This is a genomic window from uncultured Caulobacter sp., assembly GCF_947036865.1.
Lineage (GTDB): Bacteria > Pseudomonadota > Alphaproteobacteria > Caulobacterales > Caulobacteraceae > Caulobacter.
Genome location: NZ_CAMQSF010000035.1, coordinates 1 through 20500, shown reverse-complemented (window position 1 = coordinate 20500; position 20500 = coordinate 1). Strand labels below are relative to the sequence as shown.

The following is a 20500-nucleotide window of genomic DNA, read 5'->3' as shown; positions in this document are numbered from 1 at the left end:
CGTGTGAACATCAGGCGGTCTGGACGAGGGGAGACGGCAGCGGCGGGGCCTGGCAGGTCTTGGCCACGAACTCGGCATGGCTCGGCATCACGGCCAGGCACTTGCCGATCACGGTGCGGATGTCGCCAAGGTGCGCCGCGATGGCCTCGTCAGAATGGACGCGGACCAGCGGGTCGTAGGCCCGCGGGATCACGCCCTGGCCCAGGAAGACCTGAATCCAGCTCTCCTCGGTGAAGAGCTCGTCGTCCTCGCGGAACACCCGCCCATTGGCGCGGAAGAGGTCGATCTTCCGCTGCAAGGTCGCCGGGACCTCCATGTCGCGGCAGTAGCGCCAGAACGGCGTATCGTCGCGCGCGGTGGCCTTGTAGTGCAGGATGATGAAGTCGCGGATGCGCTCGTATTCGAAGTCGGTCTGGCGGTTGAACTCGTCGATATTGGCCGGGTCGAAGCCGCCGTCCGGCAGCAGTCGGACCATGCGGATCACCGCCGACTGGATCAGGTGCAGGCTGGTCGACTCCAGGGGTTCCATGAAGCCGCTGGCCAAGCCGATCGAGACGCAGTTCTTGTTCCAGATCTTCTTGCGCTTGCCGGTGGTGAAACGCAGCCGCATCGGGTTGGCGCGTGGCGCGCCGTCCAGATTGGCCAGCAGGACGCGCTCGGCCTCGTCGTCGTCGATGTACTGGCTGGAATAGACGTGGCCATTGCCGGTGCGGTGCTGCAGCGGAATGCGCCACTGCCAGCCGGCCCCATGGGCGGTCGAGCGGGTATAGGGCGTGAAATGCGCCGAGCGCTCGGTCGGCACGGCGATGGCCCGGTCGGCCGGCAGCCAGTGGGTCCAGTCCTCGTAGCCGGTCTTCAGGGCCTGCTCGATGATCAGGCCCCGGAAGCCGGAGCAGTCGACGAACAGGTCGGCCGCGATCACCTCGCCGTCGTCCATCGTGACGGATTGTACGAAGCCGTCCTCGGGCCGCAGGGTCACGTCGACGATCTTGCCCTCGCGCCGCTGGACGCCGCGCGCCTGGGCATAGGTCGACAGGTGCTTGGCGTAGAGGCCGGCGTCGAAGTGGAAGGCGTGGGCGATATGGCCGATCGGCGACTCGCTCATCTCGGCCCGAGCCCGCATGAACTTGGCGGCGCGGGCCATCGCATTGTTGATCGACAGGTCGTCGAACGCCGGCGCCTGGCCCAGCTCGCGCATGCGCAGCCAGTATTGGTGGACTCGCAGCCAGCCGAGGTCCTGGCCCAGCACGCCGAAGCCGTGCAGGTAGCTTTCGCCTTGACGATACCAGTTGCGAAATTCGATCCCGAGCTTGAACGAGCCCTGCGTCTTGCGCAGGAAGTCGTCCTCGTCGAGGCCCAGAAGCTCGTTGAATTTCTTGATCGCGGGGATGGTGGCCTCCCCTACCCCGACCGTGCCGATCTGCTCGGACTCGATCAGGACGATTTCGTAGAGGCCCTGAAACAGGCGCGCGCACAGCGCCGCCGCCATCCAACCGGCCGAGCCGCCGCCGGCGATCAGTATCTTGTTGAGCGGTTGCAACCACCCGCCTCCCGTTGAGATCGAAAGGTCGGGGCCGCCGTCCGGCGACCCCGCCTCCGATGGGTTCTTGCCTGGCGAGCCCGACCGCTGGGGAGCGCGGCGGGCCCGGCCTCCTGCCTAGAACCGATAGTTCACGCCGAACAGGAACTGTCGGCCGTACTTCTCGTAGGTTTCGGGCAGCGAGCCACCGCTCTGCGTCTTCGTGCCGCCGCCGTCGAGGCCCAGACGGGTGCGGTAGGGGGAGTCCGTCAGGTTGTTGACCTGGAGCAGGATGCCCAGGTTCTGCAGCGGACCGTCCTGGAAGGTGTAGCCGATCTGAGCGTCCACCTGCTTGTCGGCGAGGATCTCCGTAAAGCCCCGGGTGGCGAACAGCTGCACCACCTCGCCCTTGAAGGCCGAGCGATAGCGCTGGCTGATCCGCGCCTGGAAGCCGCCGCGCTCGTAGTAGCCCGTGACGTTGTAGACCGTGCCCGACAGGCCCGGGATGCGGACCTTCTGCTTGGGATCGGTGTTGGTCGTCGGGTTCAGGTTAGACTTGGTCAGCGACAGGCTGCCCTGCATGCCGAAGCCCTTCAGCAGGTCGGCGAACTGGCCTAGCTCCACCGCGCCGCTGAACTCCACGCCCTTGACGTTGCCGCCGTTGCCGTTGGCCGGCAGGGTGATCTGGCCGATGTTGTTGATCGTCGTGCCGGCCGGGATATTGGCCCCCGGCGGCAGCGGGATGCCCGTGAAGTCGAACGTGCCCGACTGCTGGTAGATATAGGTGTCGAGCTTCTTATAGAAGCCGGCCACGGACAGATAGGTCGCGGGGCTGACATACCACTCGTAGGCCAGGTCGGCGGCCTTCGCCATCCAGGGCTTCAGGTGCGGGTTGCCGCCCGACGCCGACCACGGATTGACCGTCGTGCCGGGGCCGCAGGGCTGGCTGGAGCAGACTAGGCCGTTGAAGCCCGGCGTCACGTTGGCGCGCATGTCGTCCATCCGCGGACGGGCCATGGTCTTGGACAGGGCGAAGCGAAGGCGATGGCCGCCGCCCAGGTCGTAGATCAGGTTCATGCTGGGAAGGACGTCGGTGTAGTCGTCCTTGGCGTTGATCTTGGTCGGGACGATCGGCTGGCCCGAGGCCAGGCCGTTGATCACGACGCCGCTCGACTCCTGCTTCTGCTTGACCACCTGGACGCCGAGGTTGCCGTGCAGGGCGCCGGTCTGGAAATCGGCCTTGGCGAAGAAGGTCGTGACCTGCTCGGTGATGTCCCAGTTCTTGTCGTAATAGTTGGCGTCGAGGATGGGCGCCCAGTTGTAGTATTTCCTCCAGACGTCACCGATCTTGACGCTCAGCACGTTGCCGAATCCGGCGAAACCGAGATTGGTCGGCGAGACGAGGTCGGCCGGGTCGACATAGACCTGCTGGCGACCGTTCTTCAGGAACAGGTCGTTGTCCGAAACGGTCTTGCCCTTGTCGCGCTTGGTATAGTTCACGCCGCCCGAGAGCTTTGTGACAAAGCCGTCCATCTCGTGCTCGAGATGCACGTCGACCGCGGTGACGTCCTCCTTGACGTGGGGGAAGCGGATGGCCCCGTCGTGGCCCCAGCCGCCCCACGGGGCGCGGTCGCCCAGGGTGACCTTGCTGGCGTCGGCGTAGTTCAGGCCCTCGTCGTATTGCGAGAAGCCGTCGTCGGCGACCTTGAAGCCGATGGTGTCATAGGTGCGGCCCACATCCGGCGTGGCCGGGGTGACGCCGCCGACGCCGCGGCCATAGCCGGCGTACGTCTCCATGATCTGTTCCTTGCGCTTATTCGACGAATAGGACAGATCGGCGACCAACTTGGTCCTGTCGGAAAGCTTGAACTCATTGTTCAGCCCCGCCGAGAACAGCTGATCCTGGCGGGTGTTGTAGTCGTTGCGCAGCTGAAGCACGCCGTGGTTCAGCGTACCGCCGGTGGCGAACTTCGATCCGCCCAAGTCGGCGGTTGTCACGTTCGCGTAGGTGACCCCGTCGGCATAGGGGTTGGAGAACCACTGAGCGCCGCGCGTCCGCTCCTGCTGCTTGAACGTCGAGTAATAGACGTCGAGCGTCGAGTGAACGCGATCGTTCGGTTGATACTCAAAGATGCCGATCGCGGCGTCGCGCTTGTTGTTGCGCGAGGTGGCGAAGATTTCTTGGCCGTTGAGCATCAGGGCGCCGTCGGCGCTGTCGGGCGAGGTGGCGTCGTTCGGGAAGGCCTCGTATCCGTAGGCCTTATAGTGCTTCACCTGCGACGGGGAATCCAGGTGGGCGTAGCCGAGGGCCACGCCGATCGTGTCGTCGGCGAATTGGTTGATGTAGCTGACGCTGAAGCGACCGCCGGTGTTGCGGGAGTCGTCGTTCAGCTTCTTGCCCGAGGTCTTCTCGCCGCGCAGGTTCACGGCCAGGGCGCGCTTGCCATATTCCAGCGGACGCACGGTGCGAAGATCGGCGGTGCCCGACAGGCCCATGCCCGAGACCTGGGCGTCCGGCGTCTTGTAGATCACGACGCTGGACAGCAGTTCCGACGGATACTGGTCGAACTCGACGGCGCGGTTGTCGCCGGAGCTGGCTTGCTGACGACCATTGAGCAGCGTGGTGGTGAAATCCGGAGCTAGGCCCCGGATCGAGATGACCTGGGCGCGGCCGTTGACGCGCTGGGCGGCAAGGCCCGGCAGGCGCGCGATCGACTCGGCGATGGACACGTCTGGCAGTTTGCCGATGTCCTCGGCCGAGATCGCCTCGACGATCGAGGTCTCGTTCTTCTTGATGTTGATCGAGTTCTGGATACTGGCCTTGATGCCGGTCACGACCACGGCCTCGACCGTGTCATCGTCGGCTTTCGGCGTCTGTGCGCTCGCTTGCGCCAGGACCGGGCCTGCGATCACCAAGGTGATGGCGGCCGCCGAAGCCGTGGCGTAAAGCGTACGAATGGACGCGGACGCCCCGCGCGTCATGCGATGTCGCATAAGCTCTCCCCTCTGAAGTCGCCCCCGCGCGGGCGATGTTCTCGTTCTTGTCTCGCGACCAAACTCGGCCGTGGAAGCGCTTCCATGGAAGCGCTTCCAATTGGCAACGGCTCGACAACGTTGTCAAGGCTGAAACAGCGCCGGTGCTGACGGGCGCTAGGCGGGCGCGGTCGTCTGACGGGACACCACGACGTGGTCGAACTGCTGGAACACCGGCGGGGAAGCAACGTCGCCGCCCGTCAAGCGCGCGATCAGCAATTCGACGGCGCGTTGGCCCAGGATCTTCACGGGTTGATGCACGGTGGTCAAGGGCGGCCAGACAATGGCCGCGACGGGCGCGTCGTCGAAGCCCGTGATCGACAGGTCTCTCGGAATCGTCAGTCCCCGCGCGTGCGCCGCCGACAGCGCGCCGGCGGCCATATCGTCATTGGCGCAAACCAGCGCGGTCGGAGCGAGCGGATGGTCTAGGAGCTTGGGAGCAAGATGGGTCCCTGAACGGAAGGTGAAATCGCCGCGCACTACGGCATAGTCGCCTTCACCCAGGCCCTGCTCGCCCAAGGCGCGCTGGAACCCCTTCAGGCGCAAATCGGCCGACAAGTGGCCCTCAAGGCCAGCGATGAAACCGAATCGGCGATGGCCCAGGCGCAGAAGCTCGCGTGTCAGGTCATATCCGCCCGCCTCGTCATCGACCCCAACGCCGTCGAAACGGTTCTTGGCCGCTCCGCCCGGCGACACCGTCACGACCTTGCAGCCCTGGGCCAGCACCGCCTCGATCAACGCCACGTCGTCACTGTACGGTGGCGAAAGGATCAGACCCTCGCAGCGCTGGGTGGTGATCAGGTCGAGAACGCGCTGGTGGCAATCGGGCGTCTGGTTCGGGACGTTTTGGATGAGCACCTGATAGCCCAGAGCCAAACAACCGCGCAGGGCCCCCAACTCGAGCGCGGATTCGTAATACGAATTCGGGTCATTCTCGGGGTCCGAGGCGAAGACGAAAGCCAGCAGCCGACTGGCTCCGCCGGCCAAGCCGCGGGCCTGCGGGTTCACCTTATAGTCTAGGTGCTCGACGGCCTGCATGACGCGGGCCCGCACCTCCTCGCGGACGTTGGGGGCGCCATTGAGCACTCGAGACACCGTCACGCGGGCCACGCCCGAAACGCGGGCCACGTCGTCGATGGTCGGTCTCTTGGTCCTCAACCCGGTCCCCCTAGAAGACCGAAGGATGGTCGGCAATTCGGTGCGACACAAGCGTTCAGAGCTGGATCACCCAAGTCACAGGGCCACGCTCGACCCGCGTGAACAAGCGTCACGCGGCGACGCGCGCCTATCCGCTCGCCGTGGGGCGGTCGGCTCCCGCCTCCTCGTCTATCGCGATCCCCCGAGGGCGCGAAAGGAGGAAACCATGACCGCCGCCGAAATCGCCATCATTACCGCCGCCATCGCCCAATTCGTGGCCGCCATCGCCGCCGTGATTGAGGCGCTACGAATGCGGGCCTGGGAGGGCTGTCGAAGCGACAGAGCGGTCAAGGCAGGCTCCTGCGAGAAGGGCTTCGCGGGGACCGGCTGCTAGATGACCAAGAGCCGGAGAAGCTGTCTTCCGCTGAAAGTGTCGCTTCTGGATAGCGCTGGAAAAGGGGAGTGGCGGAAACGGAGGGATTCGAACCCTCGATACCCTTTAGGGGTATGCCGCTTTAGCAAAGCGGTGCCTTCAGCCTCTCGGCCACGTTTCCTCCTTGAGAGGGAGCGGTTCGATAGCGTGTTCGCCGCCCGATGACAACGGCGGATGTCGTGAAATTTCCAGTGTTAACGTGACGCTCAGACGGTGTCGGTAAGCAGAACGTGGTTTTTCCAGCAACGAGCCCGCGCGTCCCGTGCCCCAGCCCGCGTCCAACGCCGAATTCGTCGCCTCGGTCGAGGCCGCGCCGCGTGTCCCAAGCGGCGGTGGCGGCGATCCGGGCCGCGCCCGGCGCGGACCTTTCCGTCCGGGCGAACTGATCCCGACGCGCGCCCGCTTGGACGCGCGACTGCTCGCCCGCACCTTCCGCTTCGTCGATATCGCCGTGGCCGCCCTGATCGCCGTCGGCGTGACGGTCGAAGGCCATCCGCTGGCCGCCGGCCTCTGGGCCGCGACGGTCCTGATCGCCCTGCGGGCCCTCCACGCCTACGCGTTTCCACGGCGGGAAAACCTCGCCAACCATCTGGCGAGGGCCGGCGTCGCGCTCGCCGCGGCCTTGCTGGCGGCGATCACGGTCGTCCTGGTCTCTGGCCGGGCCGAGGCCGCCACCTTCTGGACCCTGCTGACCGCCACCGCGCTGGTGGCCGGCCTGCACGGCGCCTGGTGGACGATCATCGCGCGCGGCCGCCGGCAAGGCCGGCTGACCCCGAACATCGTCGTCGTCGGCGCCACGGCCAACGCCGAGCGCCTGATCGACGCGGCCATGCGCACCGGCGAGGTCAATGTCCTGGGCGTGTTCGACGATCGTCTGGACCGCGCGCCGGAGAACATCATGGGCGTCCCCGTGCTCGGCGACACCACGGCCCTGCTCGACCACCGCATCATGCCCTATGTCGACCGCGTGGTGATCACGGTGCAGTCGACGGCCTTGGCCCGCGTGCGCCAATTGGTCGACAAGCTGGGCGTCCTGCCGAACCCGCTCAACCTGTTCATCGCCGTTGGCGGACCGGACGAGGACGCCGCCGCCCTGGCCCGCATCGCCGCTGGCGGCGAAAACGAGCTCTCCGGCGCCGCGCCCGCGATGCGGCATGCTTGGATCAAGCGCGCCCAGGATCTGGTGGTGGCCAGCCTTGGCCTGTTGCTGGCCGGCCCGGTCATGCTGGCCGTCGCCCTGGCCGTGAAACTGGACAGCCCCGGCCCGATCTTCTTCCGCCAGCGGCGCCACGGCTTCAATAACGAGGAGATCCTCGTCTGGAAGTTCCGCTCGATGCGCCACGAGATGGCCGACGCCAGCGCCGCGCGCCAGATCAGCGCCAACGACGACCGGGTGACCAGGGTCGGCAAGTTCATCCGCAAGACCAGCCTCGACGAGTTGCCGCAGCTGTTCAACGTGCTGCGCGGCGAGATGTCGATCGTCGGCCCGCGTCCGCACGCGATCGGCATGAAGACCGGCGGCGTGGAGTCGGCCAAGCTGGTCGCGCAATACGCCCACCGCCATCGCATGAAGCCCGGCCTGACCGGCTGGGCCGCGATCAAGGGTTCACGCGGACCGGTCGACACGCCCGAGAGCGTCCGCCGTCGCGTCGCGCTGGACGTCGAGTACATCGAGCGCCAGTCGTTCTGGCTGGACCTCTACGTCATCGTCATGACCATCCCCTGCCTGCTCGGGGACCGGTCGGCGGTGCGATAGGCGGCGCGCGATGTTCTGGCGCGGCGTTCTCGGCTACCTCCCGGTCAATGTGGCGCAGGGCGTGGTGGGCCTGCTCACCATCGTTCTGTTCACGCGCGTGCTCGACCCAGCCCAGTACGGCGCCTACGCCCTGGCCTTTTCGGTCGGCAGCCTGACCCAGACCATCCTGCTGACCTGGACCGAGGCCGCCATGGCCCGGTTCCTGGCCGCGCGGGCCGAGGACGGGCGCGTGGCGGACCACTTCGCCACGCTTTACCGCCTGTGGTTCGGCGCGGCGGTCGCTGTTCCCCTCGCCTGCGCCGTCGTGGTCCTGCTGCCGCTGAACGGCCCGCTGAAGATCGCGATCATCGCGGCCCTGGCGTCGACCCTCGTCAACAGCCTGATGAAACTGGCCCAGGAGCGCCGCCGCGCGGCGGGCGAGGTCTCCGGCGCGGCGCTGCTAGCCATCGCCCAGACCGTCGGCGGCTTCGCGATCGGCTCGGCGCTGGCCTTCGCCGGCCTGGGCGGGGCCTCGCCGATCCTCGGCGTGGGCGCGATCTCGGCCGTCTGCGTGGCGCTGGTCCTGCCCGGCGAGCTGAAACGGATGGCCGGCGGAAAGTTCGACCGCGGGCTCGCCAAGGCCTACGCCGCCTACGGCCTGCCGGTGTCGATGTCGCTGATCCTGGCCCTGGTGCTGGCCAGCACCGACCGCCTGCTGCTGGGCGCCTTCCTCGGCGAGACGGCCGTCGGCGTCTATCACGCCGGCTATTCGCTGGGCAGCCGCACCCTGGACGTCGTCTTCATCTGGCTGGGCATGGCCGGCGCGCCCGCCCTGGTCTCGGCGCTGGAGCGCGGCGGCCCGGCGGCCCTGGCCGACGCCGCGCGCGAACAGGCCGGATTCATGATCGCGCTGACCCTGCCCGCCGCCGTGGGCCTGGCCCTTGTCTCTCGTCCGTTGGCCGAGCTGATGATCGGCGAGGGCCTGCGCGACGGCGCGGCCCACGTCACGCCGTGGATCGCCGCCAGCGGCTGGCTGTCGGGCATGACCACCTACTACCTGCTGCAGGCCTTCACCCTGGCCCGGCGCACGCCGCTGCTGATCGTCAGCATGAGCGCGCCGGCCCTGGCCAACGTGATCCTGAACCTCGTCCTGATCCCGCGCCTCGGCCTCGACGGCGCGCTGTGGGCGACGGTGGTCAGCTACGGCCTGGGCGCGCTGGTCGCCTGGGCCCTGGGTCGCCGCGCCTGTCCGCTGCCGATCCCGTGGGACGTGCTGGCCAAGGCCGCCATCGCCAGCCTCGCCATGGCCGCCTGCGTGCTCGCCCTGCCCTCGCCCGGCGGCGTGCTGGAACTGGTCCTCAAGGCCGGCGTCGGCGCCGCCGTCTACGGGCTCGCGGTTCTGAGCCTCGACATCGGCGGCCTGCGCGGCCGCCTGTCCCTGATCGTTCGCCGGAGGGTTCCCGCCCTATGACCGCGCCCATCACCGAACTTCGCCTGGAGAACGCCGCCTGGGCCGGGGCCAAGCCGCGCCTGTCGGTGCTGATCCCGACCTTCCGAGACGACCCGAGCGCCCTGCTCAAGGCCCTGGACGACACGACCGCCGGGGCCGAGATCGTCGTTCTGGACGACGGCGGCGGCGACAACCTCGTGGCCGAACGCATCGCCCGCCGGATCGAGGCCCTGCGCGTTCCGGCTCGCTTCGTGCGCCTGTCCGCCAACGAGGGCCGCGCCAAGGGCCGCAACCGCCTGGCCAGCCACGCGCGCGGCGACCACTTCCTGTTCCTGGACGCGGACATGCTGCCCGACGCGCCGGACTTCCTGTCGCGCTGGTCGGCGGTGGCCGAGAGCGGCGCGGCCGTGGCGTTCGGCGGCTTCACCCTCGACCAGACGCCGCCCCGACCCGACACCGCCCTGCACCGCGCCATGGCGCTGAAGAGCGACTGCACGCCGGCGCCCGAGCGCGCCAAGGCCCCGGAAAAGCACGTCTTCACCTCGAACCTGCTGGTCCGCCGCGACGTGTTCGAGACCATCGGATTCGACGAGGGCTTCTCCGGCTGGGGCTGGGAGGATGTCGAGTGGGCGATGAGGGTCGCGCGCCGGCACCCGATCCTGCACATCGACAATACCGCCACGCACCTGGGCCTCGACCCCGCCCCCGTCATGGCGGCCAAGTACGAGCAGTCGGCGGCCAATTTCGCCCGCGTGGTGGCCAGCCATCGCGAGATCGTCGCCGCCTATCCCAGCTATAAGGTCGCCCGCGCCTTGAAAGGCGTCCCCCTGCGCGACGTCTGGCGTCCAGTGCTCAAGCGCCTGGCGCTGGCCGAGGCCGCGCCCGTGCCGTTGCGCGCCTTCGCCATGCGCCTCTATCGCGCGTCGCTGTATATCGAGGCGGTCTGATGCAGGTCGAGTTCGACAAGGTCGACGCCTACGAGCCCGACCGGAGCCTGAAGGGCAAGCTGCGCCGCCGCCTGATCCGCCTGGCCCATCGCCGGCCGGCCAAGGTGGCGCTGCAACGGCCGATGGTGTCGTTCTCGTTCGACGACGCCCCCGCCACCGCCTGTGAGGCCGGCGCCCGGGCGCTGGAGGCGCGCGGCCTGCGCGGCACCTACTATTTCGCGGCGGGCCTCACCGGCCGCGACGGTCCCATGGGCCGCTTCGCGACGGGCGAGGACGCGCGACGCCTCCATGACGCAGGCCACGAGATCGCCTGCCACACCTATTCGCACCTGGACTGCGGCCAGGCCTCGACGGCCGTGACGCTCGCGGATGTCGACCAGAACGCCGAGCGCCTGGCGGCGTGGGGCGTCGGCGAACCGGCCAACTTCGCCTATCCCTATGGCGACGTCGGCGGCCCGGCCAAGACGGCGCTGGCCGACCGCTTCAAGACCCTGCGCGCCCTGCATCACGGCCTGATCGCCACCGGCGCCGACCTGAACCAGGCCCCCGCCGTCGGGATCGAGGGCGACGACGGCGAGGCGGTCGCCAACGCCTGGCTCGACAAGGCCAAGGCGCGCAAGGCCTGGCTGATCCTCTACACCCACGATGTGGCCGAGAAGCCTTCCCAGTGGGGCTGCACCACCGCGGCGCTCGAGCGGTTGATCGACCGGGCGGTGGCCGAGGGCTTCGATGTCGTCACCGTCGCCGAGGGCGCGCGGCGTATCGGCCTCTAGGCCTCGTCCTGGGCCTTGTCCGAGAAGGCAAGCTTGGCGGCCAGGGCCACGAAGATCGCCCAGCGGAAGTCGTTATAGACCACCGCGATGCTCTCGGTCAGGCTGACCAGGCTGTAGACGACCAGGAACGGGAAGGCGAGCAACGCGCCCCGGCTGCGGAACACCGCGATCACCGCCAGGGTCATGGTCTGCAGGTAAAAGAGCGCCCAGGCGGCCAGGCCGAAGAGGCCGATGCCCAGCCACTGCTCGATCCAGGAATTGTGGGCGTGCTGGGGCGTGAACTTGGCGTCGTGAACGATCCAGGCCAGGGGACCCCAGCCCGACTTGTCGCTCCAGACGGCCGCGTAGCCGTAGCCGAGCCAGGGCCGTTCCTCGATCTGGCGCATGGCGGCGGTCCAGATCTGGGTGCGGCCGGTGAAGGTCGCGTCCTTGCCCAGCAGGTGGAAGAAGACGTCGGAGGCCAGGAAGATGAACGCCGCCAGCAGGCCCGCGCCGCTGACCCCGGCCCACGTGGCGGCCACGCCGATCGCCGGCCCGCGCTGGACGATCCAGACGAAGCCCAGCGCCGCGAGGCCCAGCACCAGCGACGCCAGCGAGGTCTTCGACTGCGACAGGATCACAAGGCCGAAGGCGAGCAGCGCGAAGGGGAGCCAGATCTTGGCCTCGCGCGGATTGAGCAGGCTGGCCGCGCCCAGCACGCAGATCCCCATGGCCATCAGCCCGCCCAGGGCGTTCTTCTCCATCCAGAGGCCTCGCCACGCGCCGGGAAAGAGTTCGGTCATGACGCCTATGCGGGGCAAGGCCAGGCAGACGGCGTAGCTGGCGACGATCAGGATGACGAAGGTGATGGCGAACACCCGCGCCAGCTCGGCCCAGCGGAACCGCGCGGCCAGGGCCAGGCCCGAGATCGTCGTGCAGCCGACCGCGAAGCCCCGGCGGATCGATACGTCGGGCTGGATCGACCAGTAGATCGACGCGGCGACGACGCCCATCAGGACGATCAGGAACGGCTGGCGCACGGTGGCGCGCAGCATGTTCCACGGATCGCCGACCACGAGCATGAAACCCAAGGCATAGGCGGGCAGAAAGGCCACCCGGAGCAGGCCAGACGCCGCCTCGTCCGCCTTTTCGCCGAACAGCGGCAATTGCCAGCCGGAGCTGTAGATCAGCAGCATGGCCACGGCGACGCCCACGGTCAGCAGCGACGGCGCGAGCCGCGCGCGATCCCCGGCCCTGGGCGTCGCCCACGGCGCGTCGGGGGCGCTGGCCCAGGTCACGGCAGGATCGCCTTCAGAAAGCGCGGCGGCTCCACCGAGACCCGGTTGAAGAACATGCCCGCGCAACGGCCGCCGGCCGCGGTGATGGCGTCGCGCAGCATGGCCGGCTGGCGCACGTCCGGCTGGTCGGCCGCGACCACCAGCACCGTCTGGTCCATGTGGCGGGCGATGGTCGGACCCGACGGCGAGCGCTCGATCGGCGGGCAGTCGACCACGATCACGTCGGCGTGCTTGCGCAAGGCCCGCCAGTAGTCCGGCGCGGGAATGACATGCGCCTGCTGACGGCCGCGCAGGGCTTCGCGATTGAACCGCGCGACCCAGAAGGTGGGTCCGCCGACGCTGTGACCGACCAGGAACCTGGCGTCGGGCCAGACCCCGCCCTCCGGGCGCGGCGCGGGCGGTTGCACGGTGAAGAAGGCCGAGCCGTCGGGCGAAGCGGCCACCGGCGGCCCGAGGGCGCCGAACCGCTGAGGATCGGCGACCAACTCGCGCATCTGGCTGGGGTTGTTCAGATCCAGATCAATCAGCCAGGTCCTGCGCCCCGCGCGGCGGGCGGAAAAGCGGGCGAACTCGCGCGCGACCGTCGAGGTCCCCTCACCTCGCCGCGCCGAGATGAACTGAACGACGTGCGGACGGCCGGCCGGAGGCGCGCCCAGCGCGCTCCAAAGCTCCGTCATCTCGACGTTCAAGTCCACCATCCACCGAATCGCCGCGCGCTCACGAACGTTGAACTTGCGCCATTAACCCCGTCGGCGAAAGGCGACCAAAACGCTCACCGCTTGAGCCCGGCCGTGGCCAGCACCGGCATGCCCAGGGTCCGCGACGCCGAGGCCGGCGTCTGGAGGCCCGGACGCAGGAACATCCGCACCAGGCCGACGCACAGGGCCGTGAAGCCGGCGAACAGCACGCTGAGGATCAGAACCGGCTTCTTCAGGCTCTTGCCCGTCGACGGCGCCACGGCGCGCTGGACGATGCGGATATTGTCGCTGCTCTCGGCCGACATCTGCCGCTGCGCCTCGTCCTGCTGTTCCTTGACGGTGAAATCGCGAACGTTCGACGACAGCACGTCGCGATCGCGCGACAGCTCGTTGAACTGCGGCTCAAGCTGCGCCAGGCGCAGGAGACGGCTGTTCACGTCGGTGATCTGCTGGGCGTAGGTCTCCTGCACCTTCTGCAACGCGGCGACCTCGGCCCGCAGGTCGTTGCGCGTGGTCTGGAGCGTCTGCCAGATCGGGTTGGGACCGCTGCGACGCGCGCCCTCGCCATTCGTGCGCCCCGCCGCCAAGCCCGCCTCGAGCTGGGCGATCTGGGCGTTGATGTCCTGCACCGGCTGGGCGTTGGGGGTGTAGCGGGCCAGCAGCCCTTCGCGGTCCAGCTTCAGCTGAGCCAGCTTGGTCGAAGCCGACATGTCGGTGTCGCGGTACAGAATGGTCTCCGGCGGCGTGCGCGACAGCTCGGCCTCGACGGCGGCCAGGCGGCCGGTGCGGTCCTGCAGTTGCGCGTCCACCGAATACTTCTGCTGCTCGATCTGGCTCTGGAGCTGGGTCAGGCCGGTCTTCTGCGCGTTGAAGTCGGCGATGTCGTTGGTGCTCAGAAACGACTGATAGGCCGCGTCGGCGTCGGCCAGCTTGCGCGAGAAGATGTCCTTCTGCCGCTGCAGCACCCGGTTGTCGCCGCCGATCAGCAGGGTTCGGCGATAGATCAGATATTCCTCGAGCAGGGTGTTCAGCACCTTCTCGGCGACTTCGGGATCCTCGTGCTGATAGGCCAGGCGGATGATCGAATTGTCCGGCGCGGTCTCGATCTTAAGGTTCTTGCCGATCGAGTCGCGGCCCTCGGCGATCAGCTTGCGCTTACCCTCGGGCGTCGCGCCCGCGTATTTGCGCGCCGCGTTCGGGAAGATGCGGGTGAAGCCCACCTTGCGGATCACCCGCTCGCGCAGCTCGCCGCTGCCCAGGATCTCGGCTTCGGACTGGATGACCTGGTCGCTGTTCGGCACGGCCCCGCGACCGGCGTCGCCAGCGCGCGGCTCGTAGACATATTCCTGGCCAAGTCGCACGAAGAGGCTCGACTGCGCGGTGTAGCTCTTCTTCAGCGTGGTGGCGAAGCCGACGCCCAGCACCAGGATCACCAGGAAGACCACCAGCATCAGACCGCGCTCGCGCCACAGCAGGGTGACGAAATCGGCCGGCGCGTAGCGCGCGCGCTCGCCGCCCGTCGCCCTCAGGGGCGGCGGGTCGTGCGGCACGCTGGTCCAGGCGCTCGTCGACATACGAATCCGGGCGGTTCAATCTAGTCAGCACCCTGGGGCGGGCGGTCTTAAGGGTTCGTTACCCATTCCTGTTAAGACTTGCCGCATGCAGAGCCGCACGCACTTCCTGACGGCCATGGCCGTGGTCCTCGTGGCCGGCGGGGTGTCCGCCTGCGGCCATATCGACGCCGAGCCGATCACGCCGGCGCCCCGCCCCACGGCGCATTTCTCCAATATCGGCTATGCCGACTGGAGCGAGGACGAACCGTCTTATCGCTTCTATCCGGGCGATGAGCTGGAAGTGGCGGTGCCGTCGGCGCCGGAACTGAGCAAGACGGTGACGGTGCAGCCCGACGGCCGCATCACCCTGCCCCTGGCCCGTCCGGTGATGGCGGCCGATCGCACGATCGACGAGCTTCAGGGCGCGATCGCCCAGGCCTATGCCGGCACGCTGCTGCGACCCGTGGTCCAGGTGTCGGTCAAGACCACCGCGCCGCTCAAGGTCTTCGTCGGCGGCGAGGTCAAGAATCCGGGCGTCTATGACATGGCCGGCGACAGCGACGCCCTGCGGGCCATCATCCAGGCCGGCAGCTTCACCAACAGCGCCAAGCGCAGTCAGGTGGTGATCATCCGCCGCGGCCCGGACGGCCGAGCGATGATGCGGACGGCGGACATGCTGGCGGGTCTGACCCGCACGGGCGGCGCGGATCTGGTGCCCCTGCGCCGCTTCGATGTCGTCTACGTGCCGCGCAGCGGCGCGGCCGAGACGGGACTGTTCATGCAGCAGTACTTCCGCGACCTGCTGCCGATCAGCTTCAGCTACGCCATCAACGGGAGCGTCCGCTAGCGGACACCGCGCTGGAGGGCGGCCTGAACCCGGCGAGCCGGGTTCAGCCGTGGGCGAGCCACTGGCGGGCTTGACGCTGGGCCTCGGCGATATCCTCGCTGGCCATCTCTTGCGACAGCTCCTTGCGATAGACCTTGGCCTCGACCGAACCGCGCATGGCGGCCAGGTTGAACAGCATGTGGGCCGACACGTAGTCCAGCGGCGCGCCGCCCTGACCGGTCGAGTACAGCAGCCCCATGCGGAACAGCTCGTCCCCCGTGGAATCGGCCTTGGGCAGCGGCAGCGTCGCGACGATGGCCGGCGGCGCTTCATTCATCGACATCATGGCTCATCTCCTCTCTTGAGCTCGCCCCGTCGTTCTGACGGATCTGAGCTCGAGAGCAGAAAAGTCCATCGCCGCTGAATATATAGTTAAGCGCGCGAAGATGATGAACTTAGGTCGAATTATACTGGTTATTTAGAGTGATTACTGCGCGTAAAGGCCAGTATACACGGGGTTAACGCGCCCTCTGGCCAAACAGGATTCTCCGAGCATCTTCCGCAGCTTGCCCGGACGCCTGCAGCCCCTGAGAGCGCAGTTCGGCGCCCAGCTTGAAACCCTTCTGCACCGCCCCGCGCGCGCCGACCCGCTCGAACCAGGCCCTCAGATTGGGGAATTCGTCGAGGATGATGCCTTGGTTCTTCCACGGCACGATCCAGGGCCAGATCATGAAATCGGCGATCGACAGCGCGCCGCAGACGAAGTCGCGCCCCGCCAGGCGCTTTTCCAGCACGCCATAGAGGCGATGGGTCTCGTTCGTGTAGCGAATGGCGCCGTAGGCGATCTGGCGCTGGTCGGCGATGACCGCCGGCGCGTATTGACGGAAATGGTGCGTCTGCCCGGCCATGGGACCCAGCCCGCCCATCTGCCACATGACCCACTGATCGATCTCGACCCGCTCGCGCTCGGTCTGGCCATAGAACTGGCCGCTCTTGCGAGCGAGGTATTGCAGGATGGCGCCGGACTCGAAGATCGAGATCGGCTCGCCGTCGGGGCCGTCATGATCGACGATGGCCGGCATCCGGTTGTTGGGGCTGATCGCCAGGAAGTCCGGCTGGAACTGCTCGCCCTTGCCGATGTTCACCGGGACCATCGCGTAGGGCAGCCCCATCTCCTCCAGGGCGATGGAGACCTTCCAGCCGTTCGGCGTGGGCCAGTAGTAGAGGTCGATCGGACGGCTCATCGGCTTTCCTCCCGTAATCGTCGTTTCTCCGAACATGGCCGTCGCGCGTCGCCGCGCCAAGGGCTCCGCGCCGGAAACCCTGACGGCCCCGTTCAGCCTGGGTTCAGCCGAACAGGACGATTCTGCGTTTCACGGTCGAGGGAAATTTCTTGGCGACGCCGACGGCGTGGCCCGACCACGAGGAGACTATCCGATGAAACGTCTGCTGCTCACGATCGCCGCCGTGGCCGCCGTGGCCGGACCGATGGCCGCGACGGCGACCAGCGCCGCCGCCCAGGACTGGGGCCGGTGGGATCACCGCGACCGCGATTGGGATCGTGACCGCGGCCGCTGGGATGACGGCCGCCACCATGGCTGGGACCGCGACGATCGCTGGGACTACGGCCGCCACAACGGCTACTACTACAACAACCGCTGGTCCTACGGGCCGCCGCCGGTCGACTATTATGGCCGTCCGGGCTTCCGTCCGGGGTACAACGCCTGGCGTCGCGGCGCGTATCTGCCGCCCTATTATCGGGGTCGCGACTACGTGGTCTACGACTACTACCGCTATCGCCTGCGCCCGCCGCCCCGCGGCTACTATTGGTACCGCACGGGCAATGACTACGTTCTGGCCGCGGTGGCGACCGGCCTGATCTTCGATGTCATCGCCAACAACTAGACCTGAACGACTTCGAATTTAGCGGACGGCGTCCTGGGTTCTGCCTCGGACGCCGTTTTGCCGCCATGGCCGCCCCCGCCCCGCCGCGGATGGGACCAAAGAGCCTCATTACGAAGTCATTGGCGCCGCAATGGGGGGCCAGCCTGAACTCGGCGTCACAGTCCGACGCCGCAGCAACACGGTCCACGACGATGAAGACCCTGCGCACCGCCACCGCCGCCCTGGCCCTCGCGACCGCCGCCTTTGCCGGCGCGGCCTTGGCCCAGTCCACCCTCCCGCAAACCTCGCCGGCCAATCCTCAGCCGATGCCGACGACCCAGGCGCCGACCACCTCGCCGAGCACGACGTCGAGCACCACGAGCCAGACCTCTCCGGACACGGCCGCCCCGGCCAGCGACGCCGGGACCCCGAGCTCGGCCACCGCGCCCGCTACCGACGACTCGTCGCGCGCGACGACCGCCGACGACCGGAGCGCCAAGACGTCCAAGAAGCACAAGAAGCATCGGGATCCGGCCGCCAGCACGACCACGACGCCGGACTCGACCGGCAACACCTCGCGTCCCCAGACGCCGCAATAAGAAGACGTTCGCATCAACGAAGAAGGGCCCGCGGCTTCCACCGCGGGCCCTCGTCGTTTCTGGCTCGGATCGATCTATTCGACGCCGAGCTTCTTGCGCAGCAGCTCGTTGACCGTGCCCGGATTGGCCTTGCCGCCGGTGGCCTTCATGACCTGGCCGACGAACCAGCCCAGCGCCTGGGGCTTGTCCTTGACGGCCTCGGCCTTGTCGGGATTGCCGGCGATCAGGTCGTCGATGGCCTTCTCGATAGCGCCCGTGTCGTTGATCTGAACCAGGCCGCGCTTCTCGACGATCTCGGCGGGACGGCCCTCGCCGGCCCACATGTGCTCGAAGACTTCCTTGGCGATCTTCGACGAGATGGTGCCGTTCTCGATCAGCTCGACCAACTGGGCGATGTCGGTGTGCGGCAGCGGCGTTTCAGTGAACGAGGTCCCCGCCGCCGACAGCTTGGCCAGCAGTTCGTTGGTCACCCAGTTGGCCACCAGCTTGGCGTCGCGCCCTTTCGCCGCCGCCTCGAAATAGTCGGCGCGGTCGGCGTCGATGATCAGCACGCCGGCGTCGTAGGCCGACAGGCCATACTGGCTCTGCAGGCGCGCCTTCTTGGCGTCCGGCAGCTCCGGCAGGGTTTCCTCGATCGACTTCACCCAGGCCGGGTCCAGCACCAGCGGCAGCAGGTCCGGATCGGGGAAGTAGCGGTAGTCGTGCGCCTCTTCCTTGCTGCGCATCGAGCGGGTCTCGCCCTTGTTCGGGTCGAACAGGCGGGTCTCCTGGTCGATCTTGCCGCCGTCTTCCAGGATCTCGATCTGGCGACGGGCCTCGTACTCGATGGCCTGCTGGATGTAGCGGTACGAGTTGACGTTCTTGATCTCGCAGCGCGTGCCCAGGTGCTTGAAGTCGCCGGTGGCGCGGAACTTCTCGTAGTCGCCCGGACGGCAGACCGAGACGTTGACGTCGGCGCGCAGGTTGCCCTTCTCCATGTCGCCGTCGCAGGTGCCGAGATAGACGAGGATCGTCCGCAGCTTCTTGACGTAGGCGGCGGCCTCTTCGGCGGTGCGCATGTCGGGCTTGGAGACGATCTCCATCAGCGCCGTGCCCGCGCGGTTCAGGTCGACATAGGTCGCGTTCGGATCCTGATCGTGCAGCGACTTGCCGGCGTCCTGCTCCAGGTGCAGACGCTCGATGCGGACGTCGAAGGTCGTGCCGTCGTCGCGCTCGACGACCACCACGCCCTCGCCGACGATCGGCTGGTCGAACTGGCTGATCTGATAGCCCTGCGGCAGGTCGGGATAGAAGTAGTTCTTCCGGTCGAAGCGGCTCTTCAGATTGATCTGGGCCTTCAGGCCAAGGCCGGTCTTCACGGCCTGCTCGACGCAGAACCTGTTCAGCACCGGCAGCATGCCCGGCATGGCCGCGTCGACGAGGCTGACCTGCTCGTTCGGCCCCGCGCCGAAGCCGACGGCGGCGCCGGAGAAGAGCTTGGACTTGCTGGCGACCTGGGCGTGCACCTCGAGACCGAGGACCATTTCCCACGGGCCGGTGCGGCCTTGGATCTGCTTGGAAGACGTTGCTTCAGTCATCTCTTAAACTTCCTCCCTCCCCCTCGTGGGGAGGGTGGCCGCGGAGCGGCCGGGTGGGGCTCGCGGCGGCGAGGGCATGGCAAATCACGTCCATCACCGCGTCGATATCCTCATGCACCGCCCGGTTCCAGAAACGCAAGGTTTGGAAGCCTTCTCGCCGCAGAACTTGGTCGCGAAGGGCGTCGTGCACGGCTTGCTCAGGCTCGCCATGCTGGTCACCGTCCACCTCGACGACAAGGCGGCGATCGAAACAGACGAAGTCGAGAATGTAGCCTCGGAAAGGGGCCTGGCGGCGGATGTGAAAGCCGGCCGCCCTCAATTTCCGCAGCCGCATCCACAGCCTGACCTCCGCCGAGGTCATAGCCTTTCGAAAAGCCCCCGCGCGAACCACGCTCATGGCGCTGACCCACCCGACCGCTTCGCGGCCACCCTCCCCATGAAGGGGAGGGAGACTATTGGAAGAGAACCGCGCGCGGCGCGACAGAAAACGGCTATTTCTTGTCAGTTCCGGCGCCATTTCATGATCGCGGAACCGTTGAGTTGTCGCGCCGTTCGATTCAGCGAACTGCTCATTCACGGAGGTAGAAATGCCCACCGCTTACACCAACCGCCCGACGCTCAATTTCGACGCGGCGGAACCGGCCGTCGCGACGGACGCGAATGCTTCGGCTTTGTTTCCGCAGCAGCCGGTCTATGCCCGCACGCCGAGCCGCAAGGCCTCGAACAACCTGCCGCTTCTGGTCGGCGTTCCGGTCGTCGCGGTCGTCGCCGGCGGCCTGATCTGGGCCATGACGGCTAACCGCAATGAAGCGCCGACGGACCAGCGATCGTTGCAGACCGCCGCCGCCGAAAGCCCCGCGCCTTTGAAGGCGCCGCTGCCCCCGGAGGCCACGCCGTCGCCGGTCCCGCGGCCGACCGAGGTCGCCGCCAACGAGACGCCAGCCCCAGCTCCGGTCGCTCGCGCCAGCACGCCGCGCGCCGCCCCGGTTCGCGCCACGGCCCGCCGCGCCGCGCCGACCGAAGCCAGCGCGCCGGACGCCGCGAGCGCCTCGGCCGAGG

General features: G+C 67.8%; 19 protein-coding genes and 1 tRNA gene. 9 read left to right on the top strand and 11 right to left on the bottom strand.

Annotated features, from left to right (window positions below; translation table 11 throughout):
• Window positions 1–10: 10 nt before the first annotated feature.
• From Q0V34_RS16110 to Q0V34_RS16100, 3 genes are all read right to left on the bottom strand, one after another.
• A complete protein-coding gene (locus tag Q0V34_RS16110; protein ID WP_297513781.1) occupies window positions 11–1540 on the bottom strand; it encodes a tryptophan halogenase family protein in 1530 nt (509 codons plus the stop codon).
• Window positions 1541–1657: 117 nt separating this feature from the next.
• Window positions 1658–4513 (bottom strand): TonB-dependent receptor, encoded by a 2856-nt coding sequence (locus Q0V34_RS16105; protein ID WP_297513778.1) that lies wholly within the window; start codon window positions 4511–4513, stop codon window positions 1658–1660.
• Between the two features lie 156 nt (window positions 4514–4669).
• Entirely contained in the window at window positions 4670–5710 is a 1041-nt protein-coding gene (locus tag Q0V34_RS16100; protein WP_297513777.1) for a LacI family DNA-binding transcriptional regulator, read from the bottom strand.
• Window positions 5711–5915: 205 nt separating this feature from the next.
• Between Q0V34_RS16100 and Q0V34_RS16095 the strand changes: the two genes are divergently transcribed.
• Entirely contained in the window at window positions 5916–6083 is a 168-nt protein-coding gene (locus tag Q0V34_RS16095) for a hypothetical protein (protein WP_297513774.1), read from the top strand.
• Window positions 6084–6152: 69 nt separating this feature from the next.
• Here Q0V34_RS16095 and Q0V34_RS16090 read toward each other — a convergent pair.
• Window positions 6153–6243 (bottom strand) — tRNA-Ser (locus tag Q0V34_RS16090).
• 141 nt (window positions 6244–6384) lie between these two features.
• On the opposite strand from Q0V34_RS16090, the gene Q0V34_RS16085 reads away from it, so the two are divergent.
• From Q0V34_RS16085 to Q0V34_RS16070, 4 genes are read left to right on the top strand one after another with little or no spacing between them, the layout of a single operon-like run.
• Window positions 6385–7878 (top strand): exopolysaccharide biosynthesis polyprenyl glycosylphosphotransferase, encoded by a 1494-nt coding sequence (locus Q0V34_RS16085; protein WP_297513769.1) that lies wholly within the window; start codon window positions 6385–6387, stop codon window positions 7876–7878.
• Between the two features lie 10 nt (window positions 7879–7888).
• Window positions 7889–9328 carry a lipopolysaccharide biosynthesis protein gene (locus Q0V34_RS16080; protein ID WP_297513765.1) on the top strand — a complete coding sequence of 480 codons (1440 nt, stop codon included), beginning with the start codon at window positions 7889–7891 and terminating at the stop codon, window positions 9326–9328.
• Entirely contained in the window at window positions 9325–10254 is a 930-nt protein-coding gene (locus Q0V34_RS16075; protein WP_297513762.1) for a glycosyltransferase family 2 protein, read from the top strand. Before Q0V34_RS16080 ends, Q0V34_RS16075 begins: the two co-directional genes overlap by 4 nt.
• Entirely contained in the window at window positions 10254–11027 is a 774-nt protein-coding gene (locus Q0V34_RS16070; RefSeq protein ID WP_297513759.1) for a polysaccharide deacetylase family protein, read from the top strand. The genes Q0V34_RS16075 and Q0V34_RS16070 overlap by 1 nt, the downstream gene beginning before the upstream one ends.
• On the opposite strand, the gene Q0V34_RS16065 is transcribed toward Q0V34_RS16070, so the two are convergent.
• The 3 genes from Q0V34_RS16065 to Q0V34_RS16055 form a co-directional block, all read right to left on the bottom strand.
• The gene (locus Q0V34_RS16065) at window positions 11024–12202 is read right to left on the bottom strand and encodes an O-antigen ligase (RefSeq protein ID WP_297513823.1); all 1179 of its coding nucleotides are present in this window, start codon (window positions 12200–12202) and stop codon (window positions 11024–11026) included. The two genes, Q0V34_RS16070 and Q0V34_RS16065, sit on opposite strands and share 4 nt — an antisense overlap.
• Before the next feature lie 98 nt (window positions 12203–12300).
• Window positions 12301–13002 carry a sugar kinase gene (locus Q0V34_RS16060; protein WP_297513756.1) on the bottom strand — a complete coding sequence of 234 codons (702 nt, stop codon included), beginning with the start codon at window positions 13000–13002 and terminating at the stop codon, window positions 12301–12303.
• 74 nt (window positions 13003–13076) lie between these two features.
• Window positions 13077–14576, bottom strand: a complete 1500-nt coding sequence (locus Q0V34_RS16055) for a GumC family protein (RefSeq protein ID WP_297513753.1) — start codon at window positions 14574–14576, stop codon at window positions 13077–13079.
• 85 nt (window positions 14577–14661) lie between these two features.
• Between Q0V34_RS16055 and Q0V34_RS16050 the strand changes: the two genes are divergently transcribed.
• Complete coding sequence (locus Q0V34_RS16050; RefSeq protein ID WP_297513750.1) at window positions 14662–15402, top strand: polysaccharide biosynthesis/export family protein; 741 nt, start codon at window positions 14662–14664, stop codon at window positions 15400–15402.
• Window positions 15403–15445: 43 nt separating this feature from the next.
• On the opposite strand, the gene Q0V34_RS16045 is transcribed toward Q0V34_RS16050, so the two are convergent.
• Together Q0V34_RS16045 and Q0V34_RS16040 are read right to left on the bottom strand one after the other, a co-directional pair.
• Window positions 15446–15727: a sel1 repeat family protein gene (locus Q0V34_RS16045; RefSeq protein ID WP_297513747.1), complete on the bottom strand. Its 282-nt coding sequence runs from the start codon at window positions 15725–15727 to the stop codon at window positions 15446–15448.
• 172 nt (window positions 15728–15899) lie between these two features.
• A complete protein-coding gene (locus Q0V34_RS16040; protein ID WP_297513744.1) occupies window positions 15900–16625 on the bottom strand; it encodes a glutathione S-transferase N-terminal domain-containing protein in 726 nt (241 codons plus the stop codon).
• A gap of 193 nt (window positions 16626–16818) precedes the next feature.
• Here Q0V34_RS16040 and Q0V34_RS16035 point away from each other — a divergent pair, with 193 nt between their 5' ends.
• Complete coding sequence (locus Q0V34_RS16035; protein WP_297513741.1) at window positions 16819–17286, top strand: RcnB family protein; 468 nt, start codon at window positions 16819–16821, stop codon at window positions 17284–17286.
• Window positions 17287–17477: 191 nt separating this feature from the next.
• On the top strand, window positions 17478–17864 hold the full coding sequence (locus Q0V34_RS16030) for a proteophosphoglycan 5 (protein WP_297513738.1): 387 nt from the start codon (window positions 17478–17480) through the stop codon (window positions 17862–17864).
• A gap of 74 nt (window positions 17865–17938) precedes the next feature.
• Here Q0V34_RS16030 and gatB read toward each other — a convergent pair whose 3' ends face one another.
• Together gatB and Q0V34_RS16020 are read right to left on the bottom strand one after the other, a co-directional pair.
• Entirely contained in the window at window positions 17939–19441 is a 1503-nt protein-coding gene (gene gatB / locus Q0V34_RS16025; protein ID WP_297513735.1) for an Asp-tRNA(Asn)/Glu-tRNA(Gln) amidotransferase subunit GatB, read from the bottom strand.
• Entirely contained in the window at window positions 19434–20036 is a 603-nt protein-coding gene (locus tag Q0V34_RS16020; protein ID WP_297513733.1) for an endonuclease domain-containing protein, read from the bottom strand. Before Q0V34_RS16020 ends, gatB begins: the two co-directional genes overlap by 8 nt.
• Between Q0V34_RS16020 and Q0V34_RS16015 the strand changes: the two genes are divergently transcribed.
• A partial coding sequence (locus Q0V34_RS16015; RefSeq protein ID WP_297513731.1) for a hypothetical protein occupies window positions 20029–20500 on the top strand: 472 nt, incomplete at its 3' end. The genes Q0V34_RS16020 and Q0V34_RS16015 overlap by 8 nt on opposite strands.

Excerpts from the sequence above, each read along its gene's own strand:
- Q0V34_RS16105 (WP_297513778.1), bottom strand. The coding sequence starts at position 4,513 with ATGCGACATCGCATGACGCGCGGGGCGTCCGCGTCCATTCGTACGCTT.
- Q0V34_RS16095 (WP_297513774.1), top strand. The coding sequence starts at position 5,916 with ATGACCGCCGCCGAAATCGCCATCATTACCGCCGCCATCGCCCAATTC.
- Q0V34_RS16080 (WP_297513765.1), top strand. The coding sequence starts at position 7,889 with ATGTTCTGGCGCGGCGTTCTCGGCTACCTCCCGGTCAATGTGGCGCAG.
- Q0V34_RS16075 (WP_297513762.1), top strand. The coding sequence starts at position 9,325 with ATGACCGCGCCCATCACCGAACTTCGCCTGGAGAACGCCGCCTGGGCC.
- Q0V34_RS16070 (WP_297513759.1), top strand. The coding sequence starts at position 10,254 with ATGCAGGTCGAGTTCGACAAGGTCGACGCCTACGAGCCCGACCGGAGC.
- Q0V34_RS16065 (WP_297513823.1), bottom strand. The coding sequence starts at position 12,202 with ATGCTGCTGATCTACAGCTCCGGCTGGCAATTGCCGCTGTTCGGCGAA.
- Q0V34_RS16060 (WP_297513756.1), bottom strand. The coding sequence starts at position 13,002 with ATGGTGGACTTGAACGTCGAGATGACGGAGCTTTGGAGCGCGCTGGGC.
- Q0V34_RS16055 (WP_297513753.1), bottom strand. The coding sequence starts at position 14,576 with ATGTCGACGAGCGCCTGGACCAGCGTGCCGCACGACCCGCCGCCCCTG.
- Q0V34_RS16050 (WP_297513750.1), top strand. The coding sequence starts at position 14,662 with ATGCAGAGCCGCACGCACTTCCTGACGGCCATGGCCGTGGTCCTCGTG.
- Q0V34_RS16045 (WP_297513747.1), bottom strand. The coding sequence starts at position 15,727 with ATGATGTCGATGAATGAAGCGCCGCCGGCCATCGTCGCGACGCTGCCG.
- Q0V34_RS16040 (WP_297513744.1), bottom strand. The coding sequence starts at position 16,625 with ATGAGCCGTCCGATCGACCTCTACTACTGGCCCACGCCGAACGGCTGG.
- Q0V34_RS16035 (WP_297513741.1), top strand. The coding sequence starts at position 16,819 with ATGAAACGTCTGCTGCTCACGATCGCCGCCGTGGCCGCCGTGGCCGGA.
- Q0V34_RS16030 (WP_297513738.1), top strand. The coding sequence starts at position 17,478 with ATGAAGACCCTGCGCACCGCCACCGCCGCCCTGGCCCTCGCGACCGCC.
- gatB (WP_297513735.1), bottom strand. The coding sequence starts at position 19,441 with ATGACTGAAGCAACGTCTTCCAAGCAGATCCAAGGCCGCACCGGCCCG.